This window comes from Halobaculum litoreum, assembly GCF_030127125.1.
Taxonomy (GTDB): Archaea; Halobacteriota; Halobacteria; order Halobacteriales; family Haloferacaceae; genus Halobaculum; species Halobaculum litoreum.
The window spans coordinates 821299-842961 of record NZ_CP126156.1; the positions used below are offsets into that span (position 1 = coordinate 821299).

General features: G+C 71.6%; 20 protein-coding genes, 1 tRNA gene and 2 pseudogenes. 15 read left to right on the forward strand and 8 right to left on the reverse strand.

Annotated elements, in window-relative coordinates; all coding sequences use genetic code 11:
* Positions 1-62: 62 nt before the first annotated feature.
* Positions 63-761 (forward strand): uridine kinase, encoded by a 699-nt coding sequence (gene udk / locus P0R35_RS04365; RefSeq protein WP_284013993.1) that lies wholly within the window; start codon positions 63-65, stop codon positions 759-761.
* A gap of 32 nt (positions 762-793) precedes the next feature.
* Here the strand turns inward: udk and P0R35_RS04370 are convergent, their stop codons facing one another.
* Genes P0R35_RS04370 through P0R35_RS04380 form a run of 3 tightly spaced genes read right to left on the reverse strand, consistent with a single transcriptional unit; the run spans position 794 to position 2154 of the window.
* Positions 794-1381, reverse strand: a complete 588-nt coding sequence (locus P0R35_RS04370) for a GNAT family N-acetyltransferase (protein ID WP_284013994.1) — start codon at positions 1379-1381, stop codon at positions 794-796.
* Between the two features lie 9 nt (positions 1382-1390).
* Positions 1391-1720, reverse strand: coding sequence for a DUF5785 family protein (locus P0R35_RS04375; protein ID WP_284013995.1), 330 nt, complete (start codon positions 1718-1720; stop codon positions 1391-1393).
* Positions 1721-1746: 26 nt separating this feature from the next.
* Complete coding sequence (locus tag P0R35_RS04380) at positions 1747-2154, reverse strand: hypothetical protein (RefSeq protein ID WP_284013996.1); 408 nt, start codon at positions 2152-2154, stop codon at positions 1747-1749.
* Between the two features lie 152 nt (positions 2155-2306).
* On the opposite strand from P0R35_RS04380, the gene P0R35_RS04385 reads away from it, so the two are divergent.
* From P0R35_RS04385 to bcp, 4 genes are all read left to right on the forward strand, one after another.
* Positions 2307-3638, forward strand: coding sequence for an MFS transporter (locus tag P0R35_RS04385; RefSeq protein WP_284013997.1), 1332 nt, complete (start codon positions 2307-2309; stop codon positions 3636-3638).
* 117 nt (positions 3639-3755) lie between these two features.
* Positions 3756-4925, forward strand: coding sequence for a DNA primase small subunit PriS (gene priS / locus P0R35_RS04390; RefSeq protein WP_284013998.1), 1170 nt, complete (start codon positions 3756-3758; stop codon positions 4923-4925).
* A 6-nt stretch (positions 4926-4931) separates the two neighbouring features.
* Complete coding sequence (locus tag P0R35_RS04395) at positions 4932-5855, forward strand: hypothetical protein (protein ID WP_321170448.1); 924 nt, start codon at positions 4932-4934, stop codon at positions 5853-5855.
* A 173-nt stretch (positions 5856-6028) separates the two neighbouring features.
* The gene (bcp, locus tag P0R35_RS04400) at positions 6029-6499 is read left to right on the forward strand and encodes a thioredoxin-dependent thiol peroxidase (protein WP_284013999.1); all 471 of its coding nucleotides are present in this window, start codon (positions 6029-6031) and stop codon (positions 6497-6499) included.
* Between the two features lie 36 nt (positions 6500-6535).
* On the opposite strand, the gene P0R35_RS04405 is transcribed toward bcp, so the two are convergent.
* The 4 genes from P0R35_RS04405 to P0R35_RS04420 form a co-directional block, all read right to left on the reverse strand.
* The gene (locus tag P0R35_RS04405) at positions 6536-7447 is read right to left on the reverse strand and encodes a DMT family transporter (RefSeq protein ID WP_284014000.1); all 912 of its coding nucleotides are present in this window, start codon (positions 7445-7447) and stop codon (positions 6536-6538) included.
* Positions 7448-7553: 106 nt separating this feature from the next.
* The gene (locus tag P0R35_RS04410) at positions 7554-7865 is read right to left on the reverse strand and encodes a hypothetical protein (protein ID WP_284014001.1); all 312 of its coding nucleotides are present in this window, start codon (positions 7863-7865) and stop codon (positions 7554-7556) included.
* Between the two features lie 45 nt (positions 7866-7910).
* The gene (gene idsA3, locus P0R35_RS04415; protein WP_284014002.1) at positions 7911-8960 is read right to left on the reverse strand and encodes a geranylfarnesyl diphosphate synthase; all 1050 of its coding nucleotides are present in this window, start codon (positions 8958-8960) and stop codon (positions 7911-7913) included.
* Positions 8961-8962: 2 nt separating this feature from the next.
* Entirely contained in the window at positions 8963-10315 is a 1353-nt protein-coding gene (locus tag P0R35_RS04420; protein ID WP_284014003.1) for an RNase J family beta-CASP ribonuclease, read from the reverse strand.
* A 330-nt stretch (positions 10316-10645) separates the two neighbouring features.
* On the opposite strand from P0R35_RS04420, the gene P0R35_RS04425 reads away from it, so the two are divergent.
* The 3 genes from P0R35_RS04425 to purF all read left to right on the forward strand — a co-directional run bounded on the left by P0R35_RS04425 (position 10646) and on the right by purF (position 12780).
* Positions 10646-10861, forward strand: coding sequence for an LSM domain-containing protein (locus P0R35_RS04425; protein WP_284014004.1), 216 nt, complete (start codon positions 10646-10648; stop codon positions 10859-10861).
* Entirely contained in the window at positions 10858-11034 is a 177-nt protein-coding gene (locus P0R35_RS04430) for a 50S ribosomal protein L37e (protein WP_284014005.1), read from the forward strand. The genes P0R35_RS04425 and P0R35_RS04430 overlap by 4 nt, the downstream gene beginning before the upstream one ends.
* Before the next feature lie 210 nt (positions 11035-11244).
* Positions 11245-12780: an amidophosphoribosyltransferase gene (gene purF / locus P0R35_RS04435; RefSeq protein WP_284014006.1), complete on the forward strand. Its 1536-nt coding sequence runs from the start codon at positions 11245-11247 to the stop codon at positions 12778-12780.
* Between the two features lie 172 nt (positions 12781-12952).
* On the opposite strand, the gene P0R35_RS04440 is transcribed toward purF, so the two are convergent.
* Positions 12953-13546 carry a DUF420 domain-containing protein gene (locus tag P0R35_RS04440; protein WP_284014007.1) on the reverse strand — a complete coding sequence of 198 codons (594 nt, stop codon included), beginning with the start codon at positions 13544-13546 and terminating at the stop codon, positions 12953-12955.
* Between the two features lie 160 nt (positions 13547-13706).
* Between P0R35_RS04440 and P0R35_RS04445 the strand changes: the two genes are divergently transcribed.
* The 7 genes and pseudogenes from P0R35_RS04445 (at position 13707) to P0R35_RS04475 (ending at position 21642) form a co-directional block, all read left to right on the forward strand.
* Positions 13707-13791 (forward strand) — tRNA-Leu (locus P0R35_RS04445).
* A gap of 167 nt (positions 13792-13958) precedes the next feature.
* Positions 13959-14547: pseudogene (locus tag P0R35_RS04450) on the forward strand (thymidine kinase).
* A 97-nt stretch (positions 14548-14644) separates the two neighbouring features.
* Positions 14645-15248: pseudogene (locus tag P0R35_RS04455) on the forward strand (YIP1 family protein).
* Between the two features lie 118 nt (positions 15249-15366).
* Positions 15367-17505, forward strand: a complete 2139-nt coding sequence (locus P0R35_RS04460) for a DHH family phosphoesterase (protein ID WP_284014009.1) — start codon at positions 15367-15369, stop codon at positions 17503-17505.
* Between the two features lie 150 nt (positions 17506-17655).
* A complete protein-coding gene (locus tag P0R35_RS04465; protein ID WP_284014010.1) occupies positions 17656-19401 on the forward strand; it encodes a tRNA uridine(34) 5-carboxymethylaminomethyl modification radical SAM/GNAT enzyme Elp3 in 1746 nt (581 codons plus the stop codon).
* A 115-nt stretch (positions 19402-19516) separates the two neighbouring features.
* Positions 19517-20713 (forward strand): mechanosensitive ion channel family protein, encoded by a 1197-nt coding sequence (locus P0R35_RS04470; RefSeq protein WP_284014011.1) that lies wholly within the window; start codon positions 19517-19519, stop codon positions 20711-20713.
* 89 nt (positions 20714-20802) lie between these two features.
* On the forward strand, positions 20803-21642 hold the full coding sequence (locus tag P0R35_RS04475; protein WP_284014012.1) for a ZIP family metal transporter: 840 nt from the start codon (positions 20803-20805) through the stop codon (positions 21640-21642).
* Positions 21643-21663 lie beyond the last annotated feature (21 nt).

The window sequence follows — 21663 nt, forward strand, 5'->3', positions numbered from 1 at the left end:
GGCGGTCCGAGGAGCGGGGCGGACCGACATGCACAAGCGTCCGGCACCGGGACCGTTCACCGATGACCTACCCCTCGTTCGTCGTCGGCATCGCCGGGGGGACCGGCGCCGGCAAGACCACCGTCTCGCGGCTCATCACCGAGAGCGTCTCCGACTCGGTGACGCGCATCCCGCTGGACAACTACTACCGGGACCTGTCGCACCTCGAGTTGGCCGAGCGCGAGCAGGTGAACTACGACCACCCCGAGGCGTTCGAGTGGGACCTCCTGCGCGACCACCTCGAGACGCTCCTCTCGGGCGGCGACGTGGAGATGCCACAGTACGACTTCGAGGTCCACAACCGGAAGCCGGAGACGCTCACCGTGGAGCCGACGGACGTGATCGTCGTCGAGGGGATCCTCGCGCTGTACGACGAGGCGATCAACGACATGCTCGACCTCCGGCTGTACGTCGAGACCGACGCCGACGTGCGCATCCTGCGTCGCATCGAGCGCGACGTCGTCCAGCGCGGCCGCGACCTGGAGGGCGTCATCGACCAGTACCTCTCGACGGTGAAGCCGATGCACGAGCAGTTCATCGAGCCGACGAAGAAGCACGCCGACCTGATCATCCCCGAGGGCGCCAACCGCATGGCGATCAACCTCCTCGAGGAGAAGCTCCAGAACGAGGTCGACGGCGAGGGGACCCGTGGGTGGGAGCGTGAGGACTTCGAGCGCGAGATCGGCGGGCGGACCGCGCGCGGCTCCCCCGACCCCGAGTAGACGCCGGCGTCACCACCCGACCGGTCGCCGGGCTACAGCTGCCGCCAGCAGAACACCAGCTCGATCGGTTCGCCGACGGACGGCGGCGTGACGGTCGTCCTCGTCGCTTCCTCGAACCCCCGGCTCGCGTAGAACGCCAGCGCCGCCGTCTGTCCCGCGGTCGTCTCCAACACCAGCGCCTCGAACCCGTTCGCGCGTGCGCGGTCGACGACGGCGTCCAGCAGCCGCGACCCGAGGCCGCGGCGGTGGAACGCCGGGTGGACGTGCAGCCTCTTCACCTCGGCGAGCCGCCGCCCCGCGAGCGCGTCCACGCCCGCGACCGCCTCGCTCACGGACGCCGCGGGCGGGCGGAGCGCGCCGGTACCGACGAGGACGCCGTCGTCGACGGCGAGCGCGTCGGGCCGGTCGACGTCGGCGGCCGTCGCGGCCCCTGTCGGGGCGACGCAGCCCAGGAAGTCGCCGCCGGCGTCGACGTAGTCCGCGGGGAGGGTCTCGTCGGCCGGCGAGCCGGCGGCCTCCGGGTGGTACGCGCCGGTGTCACGGAGCGCCGCCTCGAACACCGCGGCGACGGCGGCGGCGTCGCTGGGGCGGACGCGGCGGACGCAGAACTCGTCGGACACGCCGCGCCGTCACCCGCGGGTGCGGGTGAACGCCTCCGCGCCCTCGTACGTCCAGTAGTCGTGGGCGCGCATCGTCGCGCCGATCTCCTTGTGGAACGCGACGATGTCCTCGAACTCGGTGTCGTCGTCGATGTGCTGGAACACGTCCTCCACGGCGACGACGGTGTCCGCGTCGAGGCGGATCGGGTGGTCGCCGAACTCCTCGCGGTAGTCGCCGGCGCGCAGCGGGAAGTCCTCCTCCTCGTCGACCTTCTTCACGAACACCGCGTGCCCGTACTTCCGGCGGCCCTCGCTCCCTTGCTCGCCGTCCGGGTCGTGGGGCCAGTCTCGCGAACTCATTGCCCTCGGCTAGTCGCGGGGGTCGATTAGTCGTTTCGCTCCCCGTCGCGGCGCCGCTCGTCGCGTCCGCCGTCGGCGACCGCGGTGGGCGCGGCGGTCGACCCGGCGGGCGCCGCGCGCGCGACCGCGACGCCGAGCACGTCCTCGGCGTGGGCCGCACACAGCCGCGGCGTGTCGGGTTCGACCGGGAACCCCCGGCGCTCCGTCGGGCCGTCGCGCTCGTCGAACTCGATGCGGTGGACGGGGAGCGCCACCGCGCCGGCTCCGTCACAGAACAGACAGTCCGGGCCGCCGTCGACGTACCCGTCGAGCAGCACGCGGCCGACCCGGTCGCGCTCGCAGGCCGCACAGAGGCCGCCGAGGACGCGGCCGTCGGACTCCCGGACGACGGCCCGGTCGTAGCGAACGCGGTCGTGGCATCGGATGCAGCGCATTGGTTCCCCGTGGTCGGCGGTTGCACGATGTGTTCTCGCTCCGGAGCATAACTGTTTCGCACAGGTGATACCGTGAGTATATAAATAAGTGCGGCGGCCGGACCCCGCGGACGACCCCCGAGTCGGCCGTCCGTGCCGACACCGACGGCTACATGGCTCCGCGCCCGCGTCGTTCGTGTGTGAACCGGAACGACAGATCCATCGTCGGGCTGACGATGTTGGCCCACGGGATGGTCCACACCTACGAGCTGTCGATTCCCATCTTCATCCCCATCTGGCTGACGCAGTTCGACGTGGTGTCGCTCGGCCCCGTCGAGGTGGCGGTCACGTCGGCGACGCTGGGGCTCCTCGTCACGGTCGGGTACGGGCTGTTCGGCCTCGGCGCGCTCCCCGGCGGCGTCCTCGTCGACCGGGTGGGGTCGCGGCGGCTGATCACCGCGTGTCTCGTCGGGATGGCCAGTTCCTTCCTCCTGCTGGGGCTCGCGCCGGGGCTGGTGGCCGTCACGCTCGCGATGGTCGTGTGGGGCGTCTCGGCGTCGGTGTACCACCCCGCGGGGCTCGCGCTCCTCTCGAAGGGCGTCGAGGAACGCGGCACGGGCTTCGCGTACCACGGCATCGCGGGCAACCTCGGTATCGGACTCGGGCCGCTGTTGACGGCGATCATGCTGCTGTTCCTCGACTGGCAGACGGTCGCGATGGTGCTGGCGGTGCCCGCGCTGTTGGCGGCGGGGTACGCCGTGCGCGCCCGCTTCGACGAGACGGCCGCCGTCGAGGCGGCGACCGACGGCGGCGAGGGCGGCGACTCCAAGGCGGACGCGGGTGTCGACTCCGTCGCGGAGTTCGTCTCGGAGTCGCGCGTGCTGTTCGCCGGGAGCTTCGCGCTCGTGTTCGTGGTCGTGATGCTCTCGGGGCTGTACTACCGCGGCGTCCTCACGTTCATGCCGGAGCTGCTCCAGGGGTTCCCCGGCTTCGAGCCGGTGCCGGTCGCCTCGCTGCTCCCCGCCGGGCTGGCCGACGCCGTCGGCGGCTCCGCCGGCCAGACGCTGTCGCCGGCGAACTACGTCTACTCCGGGCTCCTGATGATCGGCGTCCTCGGCCAGTACGCGGGCGGGAAGCTCACCGACCGGATGCCGGTCGAGCGGGGCCTCGCGCTCGGCTACGGGCTGCTCGGCGTCCTCGCGGTCCTGTTCCTCCCGGTCGCGAACCTCGGGTTCGTCCCGTTCCTCGCGTTCGGGGCGGTGCTGGGCGTCGCGCTGTTCGTCGTCCAGCCGTTCTACCAGGCGACCGTCGCCGAGTACACGCCCGCCGGCACCCGCGGCCTCTCGTACGGCTACACCTACCTCGGCGTGTTCGGCGTCGGCGCGCTCGGCGGCGCCATCGCGGGCGCCATCCTGACGTACGCGAACGAGCAGGTGCTGTTCGGCGTGCTCGCGGTCTTCGGCTTCCTCGCGGGCGCGATCGGCGTCGTCCTGGGGCGGCGCTGACGCGCTGGCGACCGTCGCCGGCCCCGACGCGTAACCGCGGGCCGCGCCGTCGCTCTCGCGATCCGAACACAGACGACAACACTCATACCGCAGACCCCGCTACGTGAACTCCGTCAGATGAACCGTCGCACACGCGAGTACCTCACGGGGCGCTTCGGCGACTACTACCGGAGCGCGAGCGTCTCCCCGCCGCCGCAGGCCAACGAGCGCGAGTGGGGACACATCCCGTTCACCGCGGGCGACGGCACGACCATGGTCCGCCACCAGTCGCTGCTCGACATCGGCGAGGTGGGGGAGTTCCTCACGCGCGAGGCGCCCCGTCACGCGTACTTCTCGGCGGCCCGCTACGACGACCCCGCGAACGGGTCGATGAGCGGGAAGGGGTGGCGCTCGGCGGATCTGGTCTTCGACCTCGACGCCGACCACCTCCCGGGCGTCGACCCGGAGGAGGCGGGCTACGGCGAGATGCTCGCCGCCTGCAAGGAGGAACTGCTCGCGCTGCTCGACATCCTGACGGCGGACTTCGGGTTCGCCGACGGGGACATGCAGGTCGTGTTCTCGGGCGGGCGCGGCTACCACGTCCACGTCCGCGACGACGCCGTCGCGGAGCTGGACTCGACCGCGCGCCGGGAGGTCGTCGACTACGTCCGCGCGGTCGACCTCAACTACGACGGCCTGATCGAGAAGCGGCCGAACGACCGCGGGACGACGCTGCAGAAACAGCTCCGCCGCGAGGGCGGGTGGGGGCGTCGCGTCCACGAGGCGCTCGTCGACTACGCCGAGGACCTGCTCGCGATGGACGAGGCCGACGCGCTCGCCGAACTGCAGGAGCTCGACGGCGTCGGTGAGAAGACGGCCCGCACCATCTACGGGGTGCTCGACCGCAACCCCGAAGGGGTGAAATCCGGGAACGTGGAGTTGGGTCCGGGCGCCTCGACGCTGGTGCGGGCCGTCGCCGAGCGCGTCACCGCCGACCAGACGGCGCCCATCGACGAACCCGTCACCACGGACATCCGGCGACTCATCCGCCTGCCGGGGAGCATCCACGGCGGGAGCGGCCTGCTCGTGTGCCCGCTGGAGCGCGACGAGGTCGCGGCGTTCGACCCGCTGACGGACGCGGTGCCGGACCGCTTCCGCGGGCGCGACATCCTCGTCGACGTCGAGGAACCGGGGCCGGTCGACGTGGGCGACGACAGAGATAAGGTGCCGGAGGGAATCGTCTCGGTACCCGAGTACGTCGGCGTGTTCCTCATGGCACGCGGACGAGCGCAGAAGGCGAGGGAGTAGCACACGATGGATCTGGACGAACTACGCTCGGTACAGTCGAAGGAACGCAGGAAGGACAGCCTCCAGCACCTGCGTGACTCCTTCTACGAGGACGTCGCGGCGTACCTCGCCGAGCGCAAGCGCCAGCGCGACGAGCGCGCCGCGGAGGTGAGCAACCCCTTCTCCGACAAGCGGGTCCGCAAGCTCTCCGACGAGATCGAGACCGCCGAGGAGGTCGTCGAGTCGCTGTACGAACGGCGCGTCGGCAAGGTGGTGAAGCTCTCGTCGTTCGCGGCCGCCGGCGCCCCCACCGACACGGAGGGGATGACGGTCCAGGAGGCGGAGCTGTTCGAGGACCTCGTCGTCCGGATCGAACAGAACAAAGACCGCGTCCTCGACGTGCTGGAGAACGGCGCCGGCGTCGACATCGGCGTCGGGGGCGGCTCCCCGGTCGAGGCCGAGGCCGACGCGCCGGCGGCGGCCGTCGGCGCCGACGCGGCCACGGGCGCGAGCGCGACCGACGCGAGCGCCCCCTCGTCGGACGCCCCCGCACCTCCGCCCGACACCCCGACCGACGACGACGGCGGCGGCGTCCTCGCGGACGCGATGGGCGGCGAGTCGCCGTCCGCCGGGGCCGACGCCGGGGCGACCGCCCCCGACACGGCCGCGGAGTCGCCGCCGGCGCCCGCGGAGGCGCCCGCCGGCGAGCCGGCCGATCAGCCCGCCGAGCCGTCGGATGGCCCGGGGAGTTCGTCCCGGGCTCCGAGCCCGACCGCGCGGGCGGCGCCCCGGACGTGGGCTCCGATCCGGGTCCCGAACCGTCGACCGACGCCGCGACCGCGGCCGACGACGACGCCGTCGACCGGCGGACGCTCCGGATCACCCGGGACGTGGGGTCGATCCTCGGCGTCGACGACGTCGAGTACGATCTGGCGGCCGACGACGTGGTGACGCTCCCGGCGGAGAACGCCGGGCCGCTCGTCGAGCGCGACGCCGCCGAACCCGTCGAGTAGTCGGTCGCCCGCGGCCGGTCGGGGGCGCGACGCGGATCGTTCTCGTGAGGCGGGGTCGTTCCACTCACCCACACCGACACGGCTTTTCGGCGGGCCGCCCCAACCCCGGCCATGCTCGACATCGGCACCGAGGCGCCCGGCTTCTCGCTCCCCGACCACGTCGGCCGCGAGGTCTCGCTCGACGAGTTCGACGGCAAGCGGGTCGTCCTCTACTTCTACCCGCGGGCGGACACCCCGGGCTGTACGACCGAGGCGTGCGGCTTCCGCGACGCCTACGACGAGTTCGAGGCGCGCGACACCGTCGTGCTCGGCGTCAGCGACGACCCGGTCGACGACCTCACGGCGTTCGCGCGCAAGCACGACCTCCCGTTCAGCCTGCTCTCGGATGAGGACGGATCGGTCGCGGCTGCGTACGACTCCTACGGCGAGAAGAACGTGTTCGGCAACGTCGTCGAGGGCGTGTTCCGCAACACGTACCTGATCGGCCCCGACGGAACGATCGAGCGCGTGTACGAGGGCGTCTCGCCCGAGGAGCACGCCGAAGAACTCCTCGCGGACATCGACGACCTGCGCGGCGAGTAGCCGGCCCGGGAACGGCGGGTGACGCGGGCCGACCGTTCACCACGACCGTCCGCGGAGTTGGCGCCGGATCGCCTCCCGCTTGACGAGCGCGAACCCGGCGACGACGACGAGGAACCCGACGACCGTGAGCGGCGTCACCGCCTCCTCCAGCAGCACGGCTCCGGCCACCGTCGCGACGACGGGGACGACGTAGCTCACGAGGTTGATCTCGAACGGCCCCAGCCGGTCGAGCAGCCCGAAGTAGATCGCGTACGCGAGCGCCGAGGCGAACACGCCGAGGAACGCCAGCGACACGAGCACCCGGGGCGACAGCGCCGTCGGGAGGGGCTGGGGCTCCCCGGCGGCGACGCTGAGCCCGTGGAGGACGACCGCGCCCAGCGCCATCCCCCACGCGGTCCGCGGGAGCGCGTCGGAGGGCGGCGCGAGCCACCGGGTGACGACGCTCCCGAAGGAGACGGCGACAGCCGCGACGAACACGAGCGCGACGCCGACGGTGGTGTCGCCGCCGAGGTTCGCGGGCGAGGGCTGCGCGACGAGCGCCACGCCGAGCACGCCGAGCGCGACGCCGACGTACCCCCGCAGGTCGAGGCTCCCCTCCCCGAGCAGCCAGACGGTGAAGAACGTCGTGAGGATGGGGTTGAGGCTGTACACGATCGAGGCGATGCCGCCGGTGGTGTACACCTGCCCGTACGCGAGGAAGGCGATGTTCGCCACGACGAACAGGAGACCGGCGACCGCGACGGCGCCCAGATCCGACGGGGTGCGCGGGATGGGGTCGTCGGCGGTCGCGAACACGTACCCCAACGCGACGAGCGCGCCCAGATCGAAGCGGTACGCGCCGAGCAGCAGCGGGTCGAGTTCGACGAGGCCGAACTCGATGGCGGGGAAGCTCCCGCCCCAGCACAGCCCGAGCGCGAGGAACAGCGCGGCGGTTCGGGCGGAACTCACGGAGTGGTCACGTCCGATCCGCCGGGCGGGACGGACTTGCGCGTTTCCGTTCGCCCCGGCGATCGCGGCGGCCGCGGCCGGCGCGCGGGTCGGGACCGCCCGCCGGTCACCGGCCCACCCGCTCGGCGACGCGCTCGATCCGCTCCCACTTCGCGTCGACGACGAACGGGAGCACGAACAGGACGACGACCAGCAGCGCGCCCGAGACGTTCCCCGGGAGGCCGAAGTTCGTCGGCAGCGACGACCCGAGGAACGCGCCCGTGTGCGACCCGGCGATCACGAACAGGAGTTGCCGGACGCCCCGACGACGCCGGTCCGAGCGGGTCTGGACCGGCCGTCGGGCCGCCACGCGTCCGTCGGTGTCGCTCGCCTCGGCGTCGGGCTCGTCCCCCCCGGCGGGGCCGTCGCTGTCGTCCATGTCGGGCACGCCGCACGGGGCGAGTAAAAAACGGGCCGTCGCGACTCAGTAGCCGCGGGTGATGAGGTAGTCGGCCAGGTCCGCCAGCAGGTCGCGCGCCGGCCCCTCGGGGAGCACCGAGAGTCGCCCCTTCGAGCGTTCGGTGAGGTCCTCGGCCATGTCGCGGGCGTAGGCGATCGAGCCCGCCTCCTCCAGCACCGCGACGGCCTCGTCCACCTCCGCCTCGCTCACCATCGCGGGCGTCTCCGCGCTGACGAGCGCGTCCACGTCGACACCCTGCTGGCGCGCGTGGAGCGTGATGAGCGTCTCCTTCTCCTCGACGAGGTCGGAGCCGCGCTGTTTCCCGAGCTTCTCGGAGGGCACCGTCAGGTCGAGCACGTCGTCCTGGATCTGGAACGCGCGCCCGGAGTCGACGCCGTACTGGTACAGCGCCTGCACCGTCTCGTCGTCGGCACCCATGAGGACCGCGGGGATGGCCGCCGACGCGCCGTACAGGACGGCGGTCTTCAGCTCGACCATCTCGAGGTACTCCTCGGGCGTGACGTCGTCGCGCGACTCGAAGTCGACGTCGAGCGACTGCCCCTCGCAGATGCGGGTGCACGCGGAGGCGAGTCGGTTGACCGCGTCGACGGTGTTCGCGGGGTCGGCGCCGGTGTCCGAGAGCAGCTCGAACGCCTTGGCGTACAGCGTGTCGCCGGCGAGGATCGCGGTCTCGGTGTCGTACGCGCGGTGGACCGCCGGCTCGCCGCGCCGGAGGTCGTCCTCGTCCATGATGTCGTCGTGGATGAGGGTGAACGACTGGATGACCTCGACGCTCACGGCCGCCCGCATCAGGTCGAACTCCTCGCCGTCGAGCGCCGGGAACGACCGGTAGTCGGTCGCGTCGTCGGCGTCGACCTCCGCGAGCGCCTCGCCGACCAGCAGCGCCGCCGTCGGCCGGAGGCGCTTGCCGCCGGCCTCGAGGATGTACCGGGTGGCCTCGTACAGCCGCTCGGGCTCGGCCATCGGGAGGTCCTCGTCGAGGGCGGCGTTGACGCGTTCGCGGCGCTGTCCGACCGCCGCGAGCACCCGTTCTGCCGTCGCGTCCTGCGCCATCGTCACTCGGTCAGCTGGATCATGTTGCCGTTCTGCGTGACGTGGAGGTCACGGCCGAGCTTGTACCCCTTGCGGCTCGCCAGGTCCACGTACGGCGCGAAGCCCTTCATGTCCTGGTGGGCCGGGATGACGTGCTGGGGTTCCAGCGCGTCGAGCATCTGGTAGTGCCCCTCCTCGCGGAGGTGGCCCGACACGTGGATGTCGTCGTAGATGCGCGCGCCCTGCATCTTCAGGAGGCGCTCGGACTGGTAGCGCTGCCCCTCGTTCGTCGGCTCCGGGATGACCCGCGCCGAGAAGACGACCTTGTCGCCGTCGTCCAGTTCGTACGGGGTCTCGCCGCGACCCATGCGGGTGAGCATCGCGCGCGGCTCGCCCTGGTGGCCCGTCACGATGGGGAGGTAGTTCTCCTTGCCCTCCTGCATGATCCGCTTGAAGGTGCGGTCGACGGACTTGCGGTGGCCGTACATCCCGAGGTCGTCCGGGAAGTCGACGAAGTTCAGGCGCTCGGCGGTGCCGGAGTACTTCTCCATCGAGCGACCGAGCAGCACCGGCTCGCGGCCGATCTCCTCGGCGAACTCGACGAGCGAGGAGACGCGCGACACGTGCGAGGAGAACGTCGTGGCGACGATGCCGCCGTCGTAGTCCTCGATGGACGTGAGCACGTCCTTCAGGTGGCGTCGGGCGACGGACTCGGAGGGCGTGCGGCCCTTCCGGCCGGCGTTGGTACAGTCCTCGATGTACGCGAGGACGCCGTTGCCCTCGCGGCCGATCTCGCGGAACCGCTGCATGTCGATGGGGTCCTCGAGGACCGGCGAGTGGTCCATCCGCTTGTCGAGGCCGTACACGACGGCGCCCTCGGGCGTGTGGACGACCGGGTTCACCGCGTCGATGATGGAGTGGGTGACGTGGACGAACTCGAGCTGGACGTTGCCGGAGTCGCCGATCTCCATCGTCTCGCCGGCCTCCATCTTGACGAGGTCGTTGTCGACGTTGAACTTGTTCTCGCCTTTGACCTGCTGTTTCACCAGTTCGATGGTGAACGGCGCGGAGACGATGGGGGCGTCGTAGCGGTGCGCCAGCTTCGAGATGGCGCCGATGTGGTCGAGGTGACCGTGCGTCGGCACGATCGCCTGCACGTCGCCCTCCATGTCGCTCATCACCCGGTCGTCCGGGATGGCGCCCATGTCGATCAGGTCGAGGCTGTGCATCTTCTCGGTCTCGACGTTGTCGTGGATCAGGACCTGACTCAGGTTGAGGCCCATGTCGAACACCACGATGTCGTCTCCCGCTCTGACTGCCGTCATCTGACGACCGACTTCCTCGTAGCCGCCGATCGTCGCGATTTCTACTTCCATGGTTGCGTTCGTTGGTTGTTGCGAGCGTGAATCCCGCGCGTCGCGCGCGCGGCCGATGCTCGTACGGAAAGCCCCGGTACGGGTCGCTGTGGACCCCGGCGTCTTACAGCGCGTCGGTCCGCAATCCCGCAATACGAGGTCGATCCCCGTACTTACCCGCGGGCCTGTGGTGTTTGTAGCGTATCGGTCCGGTGTTAAAACTGTGCGGGTTCGACCGCCGTCGGCCGCGACCCCCGAGCGTCGCTACGGCCGCCGAACGGCCGGTCGGCGCCGGTTCCGGCTCACAACGGGTCCGGTACGCTTAAACGGCAATCGGCCGACGGGGCGAACATGACTGGCCGTCCGCTCGACGTGCTGGAGGAGTCGCTCGACACGCCGGTGACCGTCCACCTGAAGGACGGCTCCGCGCACTTCGGCGTCCTCGCCGGCTACGACCAACACATGAACGTCGTCCTCGATCCGACGGAGCTGGAGGGCTCCACGGACGACGAAGTGGAAGACACAACGATTATCCGTGGCGACAACGTCGTTTCCATCAACGCATGACCGGAGCCGGAACGCCGTCTCAGGGGAAGAAGAACAAGACGACGCACGTCAAGTGTCGACGCTGCGGCGAGAAGTCCTACCACGTGAAGAAGAAGAAGTGCTCCTCCTGCGGCTTCGGGAAGTCCGCCAAGCGGCGCGACTACTCGTGGCAGTCGAAGGCCGGCGACAACTGAGCCGTCTCTCCTCTCACGTTCTCACGCTCCCGTAGCGACGGTGTCGCCGCTCGGCGCCGCTCGTCGGGGCGCCGTTCCGCCGCCGCCGGTGCTCGGCCGGTGCCCCCTCTGCGGGTGTGATGTACACGAACGCGCATACACTGGCTCCGAATCGCGGACACCTACACACGATAACGAGGGTTTTTGTGGAGCCGGTGTCCAGTACCTCCCATGCCACAGGGCGACCCCGGGGAGGGTACGTCGGCGCCGGTCACATCGCTCACGGAACCGCTCGGCGACGGCTCGCGCGAGCCGACGCCCGGCGACGGGCCGACGGAGAAGTGCGGCGTGGTCGGGGTGTCGCTGGCCGACCGGGACGCGGCCCGCCCGCTGTACTACTCGCTGTACGCGCTGCAACACCGCGGGCAGGACTCCGCGGGGATCGCCACCCACGACGGCTTCCAGCAACACAGCCACGTGGAGATGGGGCTCGTCGGCGACGCGTTCTCGCAGTCGGACCTCGACGGCCTCGCGGGGTCGGCGGGCATCGGCCACGTCCGCTACCCCACCGCCGGCGGCGTCAACGCCTGCTGTGCCCAGCCGTTCTCGGTGTCGTTCAAGTCCGGCGCGCTCGGGCTCGCGCACAACGGGAACCTCGTGAACGCCGACGAGATCCGCGACGAACTCGCGGGCGTCGGCCACGCGTTCACATCGCAGGGCGACACCGAGGTTATCGCCCACGACCTCGCGCGCAACCTCCTCGAGTCGGACCTGATCCGCGCGGTCAAGCGGACGATGAGCCGGATCCACGGGTCGTACTCGCTGACGGTGATGCACGACGACACCGTCCTCGGCGTGCGCGACCCGCGGGGGAACCGGCCGCTGTGTATCGGCGAACTGGAGGACGGCTACGTGATCGCCAGCGAGTCGGCCGCCATCGACACGCTCGACGGCGACCTCGTCCGCGACGTGCGGCCGGGCGAACTCGTGGTGCTCGAATCCGACGGCAGCGGCTTCGACTCCTACCGCCTGTTCGAGGAGGAGACCAGCGCCCACTGCTTCTTCGAGCACGTCTACTTCGCGCGCCCGGACTCGGTCATCGACGACACGCTCGTGTACGAGGCGCGGCGCGACCTCGGGCGGGCGCTGTGGGAGGAGGCCGGCGTCGACACCGACGTCGTCATGCCGGTGCCGGACTCCGGCCGGGCGTTCGCCTCGGGGTACGCCGACGCCGCCGCCGAGGACGACGCGGGCGTCGAGTTCGCCGAGGGGCTGATGAAGAACCGCTACGTCGGCCGGACGTTCATCATGCCGACGCAGGACGAGCGCGAGCGGGCGGTGCGCCTCAAGCTCAACCCGATCCGCTCGACGGTCGAGGGGCGGACGGTCACCCTCATCGACGACTCCATCGTCCGCGGGACGACCTCCACACAGCTGGTCCAACTGCTGCGCGACGCGGGCGCCGAGGAGGTGCACGTCCGCATCGGGGCGCCGGCCATCGTCGCCCCCTGTTACATGGGGATCGACATGGCGACCCGCGAGGAGCTGATCGCCGCGGACCGCTCGGTCGAGGAGGTGCGCGAGGCGATCGGCGCCGACTCGCTGTCGTACCTCTCGACGGACGCCGTCGCCGGCGCGCTGGCGTCGTCGAAGTCCGACCTGTGCCTCGGCTGTGTGACCGGCGAGTACCCGTACGACATCGACGGCGAGCCCACCGACCGCGACGTGCAGCGGCCGGCGGTCGGCGAGGCGCCCGCGGACGACTGAGCGGTCGCGGCCGCCGCTACCGCCGGCGGCGAGTGGCGAACAGGCGACACGCTCCGCGTCCGCGGACCGGCGTGTCGCACACCCGCGATCGGCCCGCGGCGTCCGTCACCGCATCGCCGCCGGTGGTCGCGTCCTACTACGTGAACCCCCGCGTGCGCCGAGGGGCGCCGACTCAGTACACCAGGTACAACAGCGCGTACACGACGACGCCGAGGGCGAACGACACCACCCACAGCGACGCCGCCACCCGCCCGACCCGCTTGTGGGCGGTGTCGAACAGCTCCGCGACCGGCCGCGTCGCCCCCAGCGTGAGCACGTAGACGACGAGCGGGACGCACACGACCGCCAGCAGGATGTGGACCGCCAGCAGCGGGAGGTAGACGAACCGTTCGACGACGGCCGGCCCGCCGAAGTCGGTCGTCCCGACCAACGCGATCCGGTAGAGGTAGCACACGAGGAACACGCCGAACAGGGCCGTCGAGGCGAGCATGAAGCGCCGGTGTGCGACGAAGTCGCGCCCCCGCGCCGCGCGGACACCGGCGAGGATCGTCGCGATCGCCGCCAGCGAGACGACGGCGTTGACGGTCGGGATCGCCTCGACGACGCCCGAGGGCGCCCGCGGGAGCAGTCCCGCGGGGACGAGCCCGCCGGCGGTCGCGAACACCGCCGCGAGCGCGACCGCGGAGACGGCGCCCGCGACGCCGAGGCTGTGATCGCGAACGAACCCTCGCAGCGGTCCCCCGGAGGCGGACGTGTCGGTACTCATTGCCGGTCAAACGATCGGGAGCACAAAGCCGTTTTCGGGGGCGGCGCCCGACCGCCCGGGTCGCGACACCGCCGTGTGCGACTCCCCACCGAGGGGCCGACCGAATGGAAAGCCCTTTATCCGTCACCGGGGTACGACGGAACGCGTACTGACGCACGATGCGTGGGTAGCCAAGCCAGGCCAACGGCGCAGCGTTGAGGGCGCTGTCCTGTAGAGGTCCGCCGGTTCAAATCCGGTCCCACGCATCCACACGGATGCAGGTGCTGTGCGCCCCTCGGGGCGCCCTACAGACAGCACCCACGCACAATCCTTCGGACGGCCACCCCCGACAGCGGTCGCGCCGTCGGTCCGGCCGCGCGTCGCGGCGGACAGAGAGTAACGGTTTTCCGCGGAGCAACCGCGTCGAACTGGTATGCACGCGATCACCGGCTCCGGGTGGATCGAGGTCATCTCGGGGTCGATGTTCTCCGGGAAGACCGAGGAGCTGTTGCGACGGCTCCGCCGCGCGGAGATCGCGGGTCAGGACATCGCCGTCTTCACGCCCGCGCTCGACGACCGCTACGGCGAGACGACCATCGGCTCGCACAACGGCCGCTCGTGGGAGGCGACCGTCGTCGACAACGAGGGCGAGGGCCCGTGGGAGCTGGTCGACGAGTTGAACGGGGAGATGGTCGTCGCCATCGACGAGGCGAACTTCTTCTCCGGCGCGCTCGTCGAGGTCTGCCAGACCCTCGCCGAGGACGACCGCCGCGTCATCGTCTCGGGCACCGACCAGACGTACCGCGGCGAGCCGTTCGACCCGCTCCCGGACCTGATGGCGGTCGCCGAGTACGTCGACAAGCTCCAAGCGATCTGCGCGGAGTGCGGCGAGCCGGCGACGCGGAACCAGCGGCTCATCGAGGGGGGAGCCCGCCCACGAGGACGACCCGACGTACCTCGTCGGCGCCGAGGAGAGCTACCAGGCGCGCTGCCGGCACTGTCACGTCGTCCGTCGCGACTGAGGACGGTCGACACCGGTGGCACGGGGAAACGGCGACGGGCGGCCGCCCGACGCTCCGCCATCGCAACGGTCAATGTCGCGCCGCCGCAAGGGCGACCGTGACGACGTGGGTCGAGAACCCCGAGGGGGGGACGGGCACGCGGGCCGGCGGCGGTCGCCCGTGCGTGGGTCGAGGTGCTGGTCAGGCCGACGCGCTTCTTCCGGACGGGCGTCGCTCCGGGCGACCAAGCACCCGGGCTCGTGTTCGCCGTCTGTGTCGCCGTCGCGTTCGCCGGGGTGCAGTTCGTCCTCGACCCCGTCACGATCCCGACGGCGTTCGGCGGTCCCGGCGTGTCCGCGGCGGTGTCGCTTTTGTTCGTGGCGGTGTTCCTCGCGCCCGCCGCCCTCCACCTGACGGCGGCGCTGCAGACGGTGGTGCTGATCCTGCTGGTCCGCGACCGGGCCGGCATCAGCGAGACGGTACAGGTGCTGGCGTACGCGAGCGCGCCGTGTGCGCTCGCCGGCCCGCCCGTCCCGGAGCTCCGAGCCGCCTGTGCGCTGTACGGGGCCGGCCTGCTCGCGCTGGGGGTCCGCGAGGTCCACGACACCTCGACCCTCCGGGCCGCGGTCGCGACCGCGCTCCCGTCGGCGCTGGTGTTCGGCGTCGGCTTCCGCGGGTTCGCGGCCGTCGAGACGCTCCTGACCCGGTGGTACATCGTCTGAGCGGCCCGTCCGTCCGGCCATCCGAGCGCCGTCGTGCGATCCGCACGGAACCGGGCCGGATCCGTCGCCGTCGGCGTTTCGACAACCGTTTTAGGCAGGGGACTCTGGCTCCACACAAATGGGCAAGTGTATCATCTGTGGTGCGTCCGTGGACGGACGCATCTGCGCCTCCCACGAGGAGGACGTCGTCTTCGAGTTCCGCGGCAACGACCCCCACCAACTCGTCGGGAACCGCTTCTACAGCGGCCTCGTCGACGGCTACGCCGACTTCGGCGTGTTCGTCGACCTGTCGTCGAACGTGACGGGGCTGCTCCACCGCTCGGAGCTCGACAAGCGGCTGGAGTCGCTCGACTGGGAGCCGGGCGACCAGGTGTTCGTCCAGGTGAAGAACGTCCGCGAGAACGGCGACGTCGACCTCGCGTGGTCGATCCGGCAGTCCGAGCGGGAGTTCCGCGGCGCGCTGGTCCAGGAGGGGACGACGGAACTGGAGCGCGACGACGGCGACGACGGCGACGACGACGCGGGCGGCGTGGTCCACAAGCCGACCCCCGACAGCCCCGGGGAGACCGGCGACGACGCGGACGAAAGCACCGAGTCGGCCGCCGACTCGGCCGCCGGGACGGACGCCGACGACGGCGGCTCCGACGCCGTGACGGACGCGTCCGGCGGCGACGACTCGGCCGCCGACGCCGACGCCACCGACGACGGGGACGACGTCGACGCCGTCCGCGACCGGAAGCAGGCGACGCCTGACGGCGAGGTCGAGCGCGTCGCCATCGGCACGCTCTCCGACCGCGTCGGCGAGTCGGTCCGCATCGAGGGCGAGGTCGTCGGCGCGCGCCAGACGGGCGGGCCGACCGTGTTCGAACTGCGCGACGAGACGGGCGTCGTCGACTGCGCGGCGTTCGTGCAGGCCGGCGTCCGCGCGTACCCCGAGATCGAGGTCGGCGACGTGGTCCGCCTCGACGGCGAGGTCGAGGTGCGCCGCAACGAGATCCAGGTGGAGACGGAGGCGCTCGCGGCGCTAGAGGGAAACGAAGCTGAGGCGGTCCAGCGCCGCCTCGCGGACGCCGTCACCGACGAGGCGCGCCCCGACGACCTCGTCACGCTGGGCGACCACGACGCCGTCGACGCCGTGGCCGACGACCTGCTCGACGCCGCCGAGGCGGTCCGCCGGGCGGTCATCGAGTCGCGCCCCGTCGTCGTCCGACACGCGGCGACCGCCGACGGCTACGTCGCCGGCGCCGCCGTCGAGCGCGCGGTGCTCCCGCTCGTCCGCGAGGAGCACGCCAAGAGCGACGCGGAGTACCACTACTTCACCCGCCGGCCGCTCGACGAGCCGGTGTACGACATGGACGCGGCGACCAAGGACGCGACGCGGATGCTCCAGGACCGCGACCGCCACGGCGAGCAGCTGCCGCTCGTGCTCCTCGTCGGGACGGGCTCGACGCGCGAGTCGATGGACGGGCTCGACCTGCTGGGCGTGTACGACGCCGAGCGCGTCGTCGTCGACGCGGCCGCGGCCGACCCCGAGATCGCCGAGGCCGTCGCGACGGTCGTCAACCCCGGGATCGCCGGCGCCGACGCGGCCGACCTGACGACCGGCGCGCTGGCGACGGTGCTCGCGGCGACGGTCAACCCCGACGTGTCGGACGACCTCGCGCACCTCCCCGCGGTCAGCTACTGGGCGGACGCCCCCGAGACGTACACCGCCCTCGCCGACGAGGCGGGGCGCGACGCCGAGCGCGTCGCCGAACTGCGCGAGGCCGTGGCGCTGGAGGCGTACTACCAGAGCTACCAGGACAAGCGCGAGCTCATCACGGACATCCTGTTCGGCGCCGAGGGCGGCGACCTCGCGGGCCACATCGCCGGGCAGTTCCGCGAGAAGCTGGAGACGGAACTCGACACCGCCGAGGCCAACATCGAGGAGCGCGAGGTCGACGGCCTCACCTTCGCGACGCTGGACGCCGACGCGTACAGCCACCGGTTCGACTTCCCCTCGACGACCCTGCTGGCGGACGAACTCCAGCGCCGTGGCGACCGCGACGCGACGGTCGTGTACGGCACCGACGAACTGTACGTCCGCGCCGACGACGCCGTCGACGTGCGCGAGGCCGCCGGCGACGCGACGATGGCGGTGCCCGACGCGGGCGTCACCGCCGTCGGCGTCCGCCAGGGCCGCGTCGAGTACCTCGCCGGCCGCCGCGACGCCGTGGTCGACGCGGTCGTCGACGCCGTCGCGGGCCAGCTGCACTGACGCGGCCCCGGACGCGACGCTCGTCCACCTCGCGGTTCTCCCGTGCCCGTCGGCCGGCCAGCGGCGCGTCGGCCCGGCGATCCACGAGCCACCGCCCGGGCACCCACCCGAACGAAACCCTTAGGCCCCGAACGCGACCAGTCACACCCAATGAGCGGGACCGCGGACTCGGATCCTGAGCTGTCGGCGTTCGCCGAGGAGTCCGACGAACCGGCGGCGTTCGAGCGGGCCTGCGCGCACCTCGTCGAGCGCATCCTCGACGGCGAGATCGACCGGGACGACCTCGAGTCCGCCAAGCTCGAGGCGTGCTCTGAGTTCTCCTCCCCGAAGGTGCCACAGAACACGGACCTCCTCCAGCGGGCCCCGGAGGGCCGCCGCGAGGCGGTCCGCGAGGTCGTCCGCCGCAAACCGGTCCGGACGGCGTCGGGCGTGTCGCCGGTCGCGATCATGACGGCCCCGCACATGTGCCCCCACGGGAAGTGCCTCTACTGCCCCGGCGGGCCCGCCTCCGAGTTCGACTCCTCCCAGAGCTACACCGGCCACGAGCCGGCGGCCGCCCGCGGCCAGCAGAACGACTACGACCCGTACGGGCAGGTGACCCTCCGGCTCGAACAGCTCCGCCACATCGGTCACCCCGTCGACAAGGCGGAGCTGATCCTGATGGGCGGGACGATGACGGCGCGCTCGCACGACTACCAGGAGTGGTTCGTCAAGCGGGCGTTACAGGCGATGAACGAGTACGACACCGACGCGCGCCCGAACCCCGCGGAGGGCCGGAGCTTCGCGCAGGACGCGGACGAGTACGACTTCGAGTACCTCGAGGACGTGAAGTCGCGCAACGAGTCGGCGGACGTCCGCTGCGTCGGGATCACGTTCGAGACGAAGCCCGACTGGTGCGACCCCGAGCAGATCGACCGGATGCTGAAGCTCGGCGGGACGAAAGTCGAGGTCGGGGTGCAGACGACGTACGAGCGGGTGAACCGCGAGATGCACCGCGGCCACGGCAACCAGGCGTCGATCGACGCGAACCGTCGCCTGCGCGACGCGGGGTTCAAGGTGGGGTTCCACATGATGCCGGGCCAGCCGGGGATGAGCCGCGAGATGTGTCGGGAGGACTTCCGCCAGCTGTTCGCGAACGCCGACTGGCGCCCGGACTACCTCAAGATCTACCCGACGCTCGTGGTGCGCGGCACCCGCGTGTACGACGCGTGGCGCCGCGACGAGTTCGAGCCGCTGGACAACGAGGCGGCCGCCGACCTCGTCGCCGACGCGATGAACGAGATCCCGAAGTACTGCCGCCTCCAGCGCGTCCAGCGCGACATCCCGGCGGACTTCATCGACGCCGGCGTCTGGAAGTCGAACCTCCGCCAGCTCGCCGAACAGCGGGCCGCCGAGAAGGGGTACGAGCTCCGGGACGTCCGCGCCCGCGAGGTCGGCCACAACGACGCCGACCCGACCCCCGAGGACGTGGAACTCGACGTGACCACCTACGAGTCCGGCGGCGGCATCGAACACTTCGTCAGCTTCGAGGACACCGCACAGGACCTGCTCGTCGGCTTCTGCCGCCTCCGGTTCCCCTCGTACTCGCACGCCGCCCCGGGCGCGGGCCCCGCGGCCGACGGCGACGCGGTCCGGCGCGAACTGGAGGACGCCGCGCTCGTCCGGGAGCTCCACGTGTACGGCTCGCCCGCGACGTTCGACGGCGGCGACGACGGACGCGACGGCGACTGGCAACACCGCGGCTACGGCCGCCGACTGCTGCGCGAAGCCGAGGACATCGCCGCCGACGCGGGGTTCCCGAAACTGTCGGTCATCTCCGGGATCGGCGTGCGCGGCTACTACCGCGACAAGCTCGGCTACTACCAGGACGGGCCGTACGTGAGCCGTCGCCTGTAGCACGGCCGCCGCTCCCGCCGACCGCGCGGAGCGACCGGCCGCCCGCTCGACGGGCCCGCGTCGGCGCAGGGACGCGTACCGATCGACTTTTTGCGACCTGTCGGCTCCCACGACTGTGCAGGGTACCTTCGTCGTGCAGTTGCGGAACACGCTTGAGGGGTTCGTCACCACCGAGGCGCGCCTCGCGGTGACGGTCGTCCTCCTCACGGCGGCCGCGGTCACCGCCCTGTTGTTGGCGCCGCGTGTCGTCCGGACGGTCCACCGCGTGACGCGCGACCGAGTGCTCGCCGACGAGCGCGTCCCGGTGCAGGCGTCGGAGTTCGACTGGGGGCTCCCGGTCACGGCGGTCGTCCGAACGCTCCAGTTCGCCGTGCTCATCGGCTGCGGCCTCGCCGTGCTCGTGGTGTGGGGGTTCGCGGACCTCGCGCTCCTCGCCGTCGACACGATGGCCGCGACGGTCCCGCGGATCGTCCAGGTCCTCGTCACCGTCGGTATCGTCGGCGGCGCGCTCGTCGGGATCGACGTGCTGGAGTCGCGACTCGACGACTACGCCGACGAGTCGGACGCGATCAACCAACACCAGAAGGGGATCGTATTCCGGGTGCTCCAGGTGGCGGTGCTCGCCGGGGCCGTGGTGGGGAGCCTCACCGTCTGGGGGGTGAACCTCGGCGGCCTGCTCGTCGGCGCCGGGTTCCTCGGCATCGTCATCGGCACCGCCGCGCGGACGACCATCGGCTCGCTCATCGCGGGGTTCGTCCTCATGTTCTCCCGGCCGTTCGAGTTGGGCGACTGGGTCGAGATCGACGGCGAGGAGGGGATCGTCGCCGACATCACCGTGATCAACACGCGCATCCGCACCGCCGACGGCGAGGTCGTCGTCATCCCGAACGAGCGGGTCGCGAACGCGACCGTCTCCAACCGGACCCGCCTCGGCCAACTCCGGCTGTCGGTCGACGTGGGCGTCGACTACGACGCCGGCGTCGACCGCGCGGAGTCGGTCGTCGCCGACGCGCTCGCGGAGGTAGCGCCCATCGAGTCGAACCCGCCGCCCCAGGTGTTCCCGAAGTCGCTGGGCGACTCCGCGGTCGTGCTGGAGTGCCGGTTCTGGATCGAGCACCCGAGCGCGCCGCGGCGCACCCTCGCGAAGGCGGCCGTCGTGCGCGACGTGAAGGCCGCCCTCGACGAGGCGGGCATCAAGATCCCGTACCCGCAGCGCGAACTGTCCGGACGCACGGAGACGGGCGGGTTCCGCGTCGCCGAGGAGGGCGCCGACCGCCCGGTCGCGGCGACGCCCGACGCCTCCGACGACTGACGCCGCCCCCGCCCGCCCTCGCGACCGCGCCGCCGCGGCGGCCGGCCGGGACCGATAGCTTTTGTGTCGAACCGCGTGGTGGGACGAGCGTGCTCGAAGAGCAGTTCGTGGACCTCGTCGGGACGGACCCCGTCGTCCAGGCGCTGGTCGGCGGCGTCGTCATCGCCGGGCTGAACATGGTGGGCGCGGTCACGGTGCTGGCCGTCCGCGACCCCGGCGAACGCGCGCTCGACACCGCGCTCGGCTTTGCCGCCGGCGTGATGCTCGCGGCGTCGTTCACCTCGCTCATCGTCCCCGGTATCGATCTCACGGAGGTCGTCGTGCCCGGCGTCCCCGCGACGGGGCTGCTCTCGCCGGTGCCGGTGCTCGTGGGCATCCTCCTCGGCGCGGCCGTCCTCGACCGGGCCGACCGCTGGGTGCCGCACGTCCACGTGTTGATCACGGGCCGCGAGCGCGACGACCAGACCGTCACCGACGCCAAGGTCGCCTCGGTGATCCTGTTCATCGTCGCGATCACGATCCACAACATGCCCGAGGGACTCGCCGTCGGCGTCGGCTTCGGCTCCGGCAACGTCGCCAACGGGCTCGCCCTCATGATCGCGATCGGCATCCAGAACATCCCGGAGGGGCTGGCCGTCTCGATCGCCGCGATCAACGCGGGGTTCGACCGGTCCTCCTACGCCGTCCTCACCGGGATCCGTTCGGGGCTGGTGGAGATCCCGCTCACGGTGCTGGGGGCGTTCGCGGTCGTCGCGGTCGAGCCGGTCCTCCCGTACGCCATGGGGTTCGCGGCGGGCGCGATGCTGTTCGTCATCTCCGACGAGATCCTCCCGGAGACGCACTCGCGGGGCCACGAGCGCGAGGCGACGCTCGGGACGATGGTCGGGGTGGTCGTGATGCTGTACCTCGACGTGGCGCTCGCCGCGTAACCCTCCTCGCTCGTCCGCGTC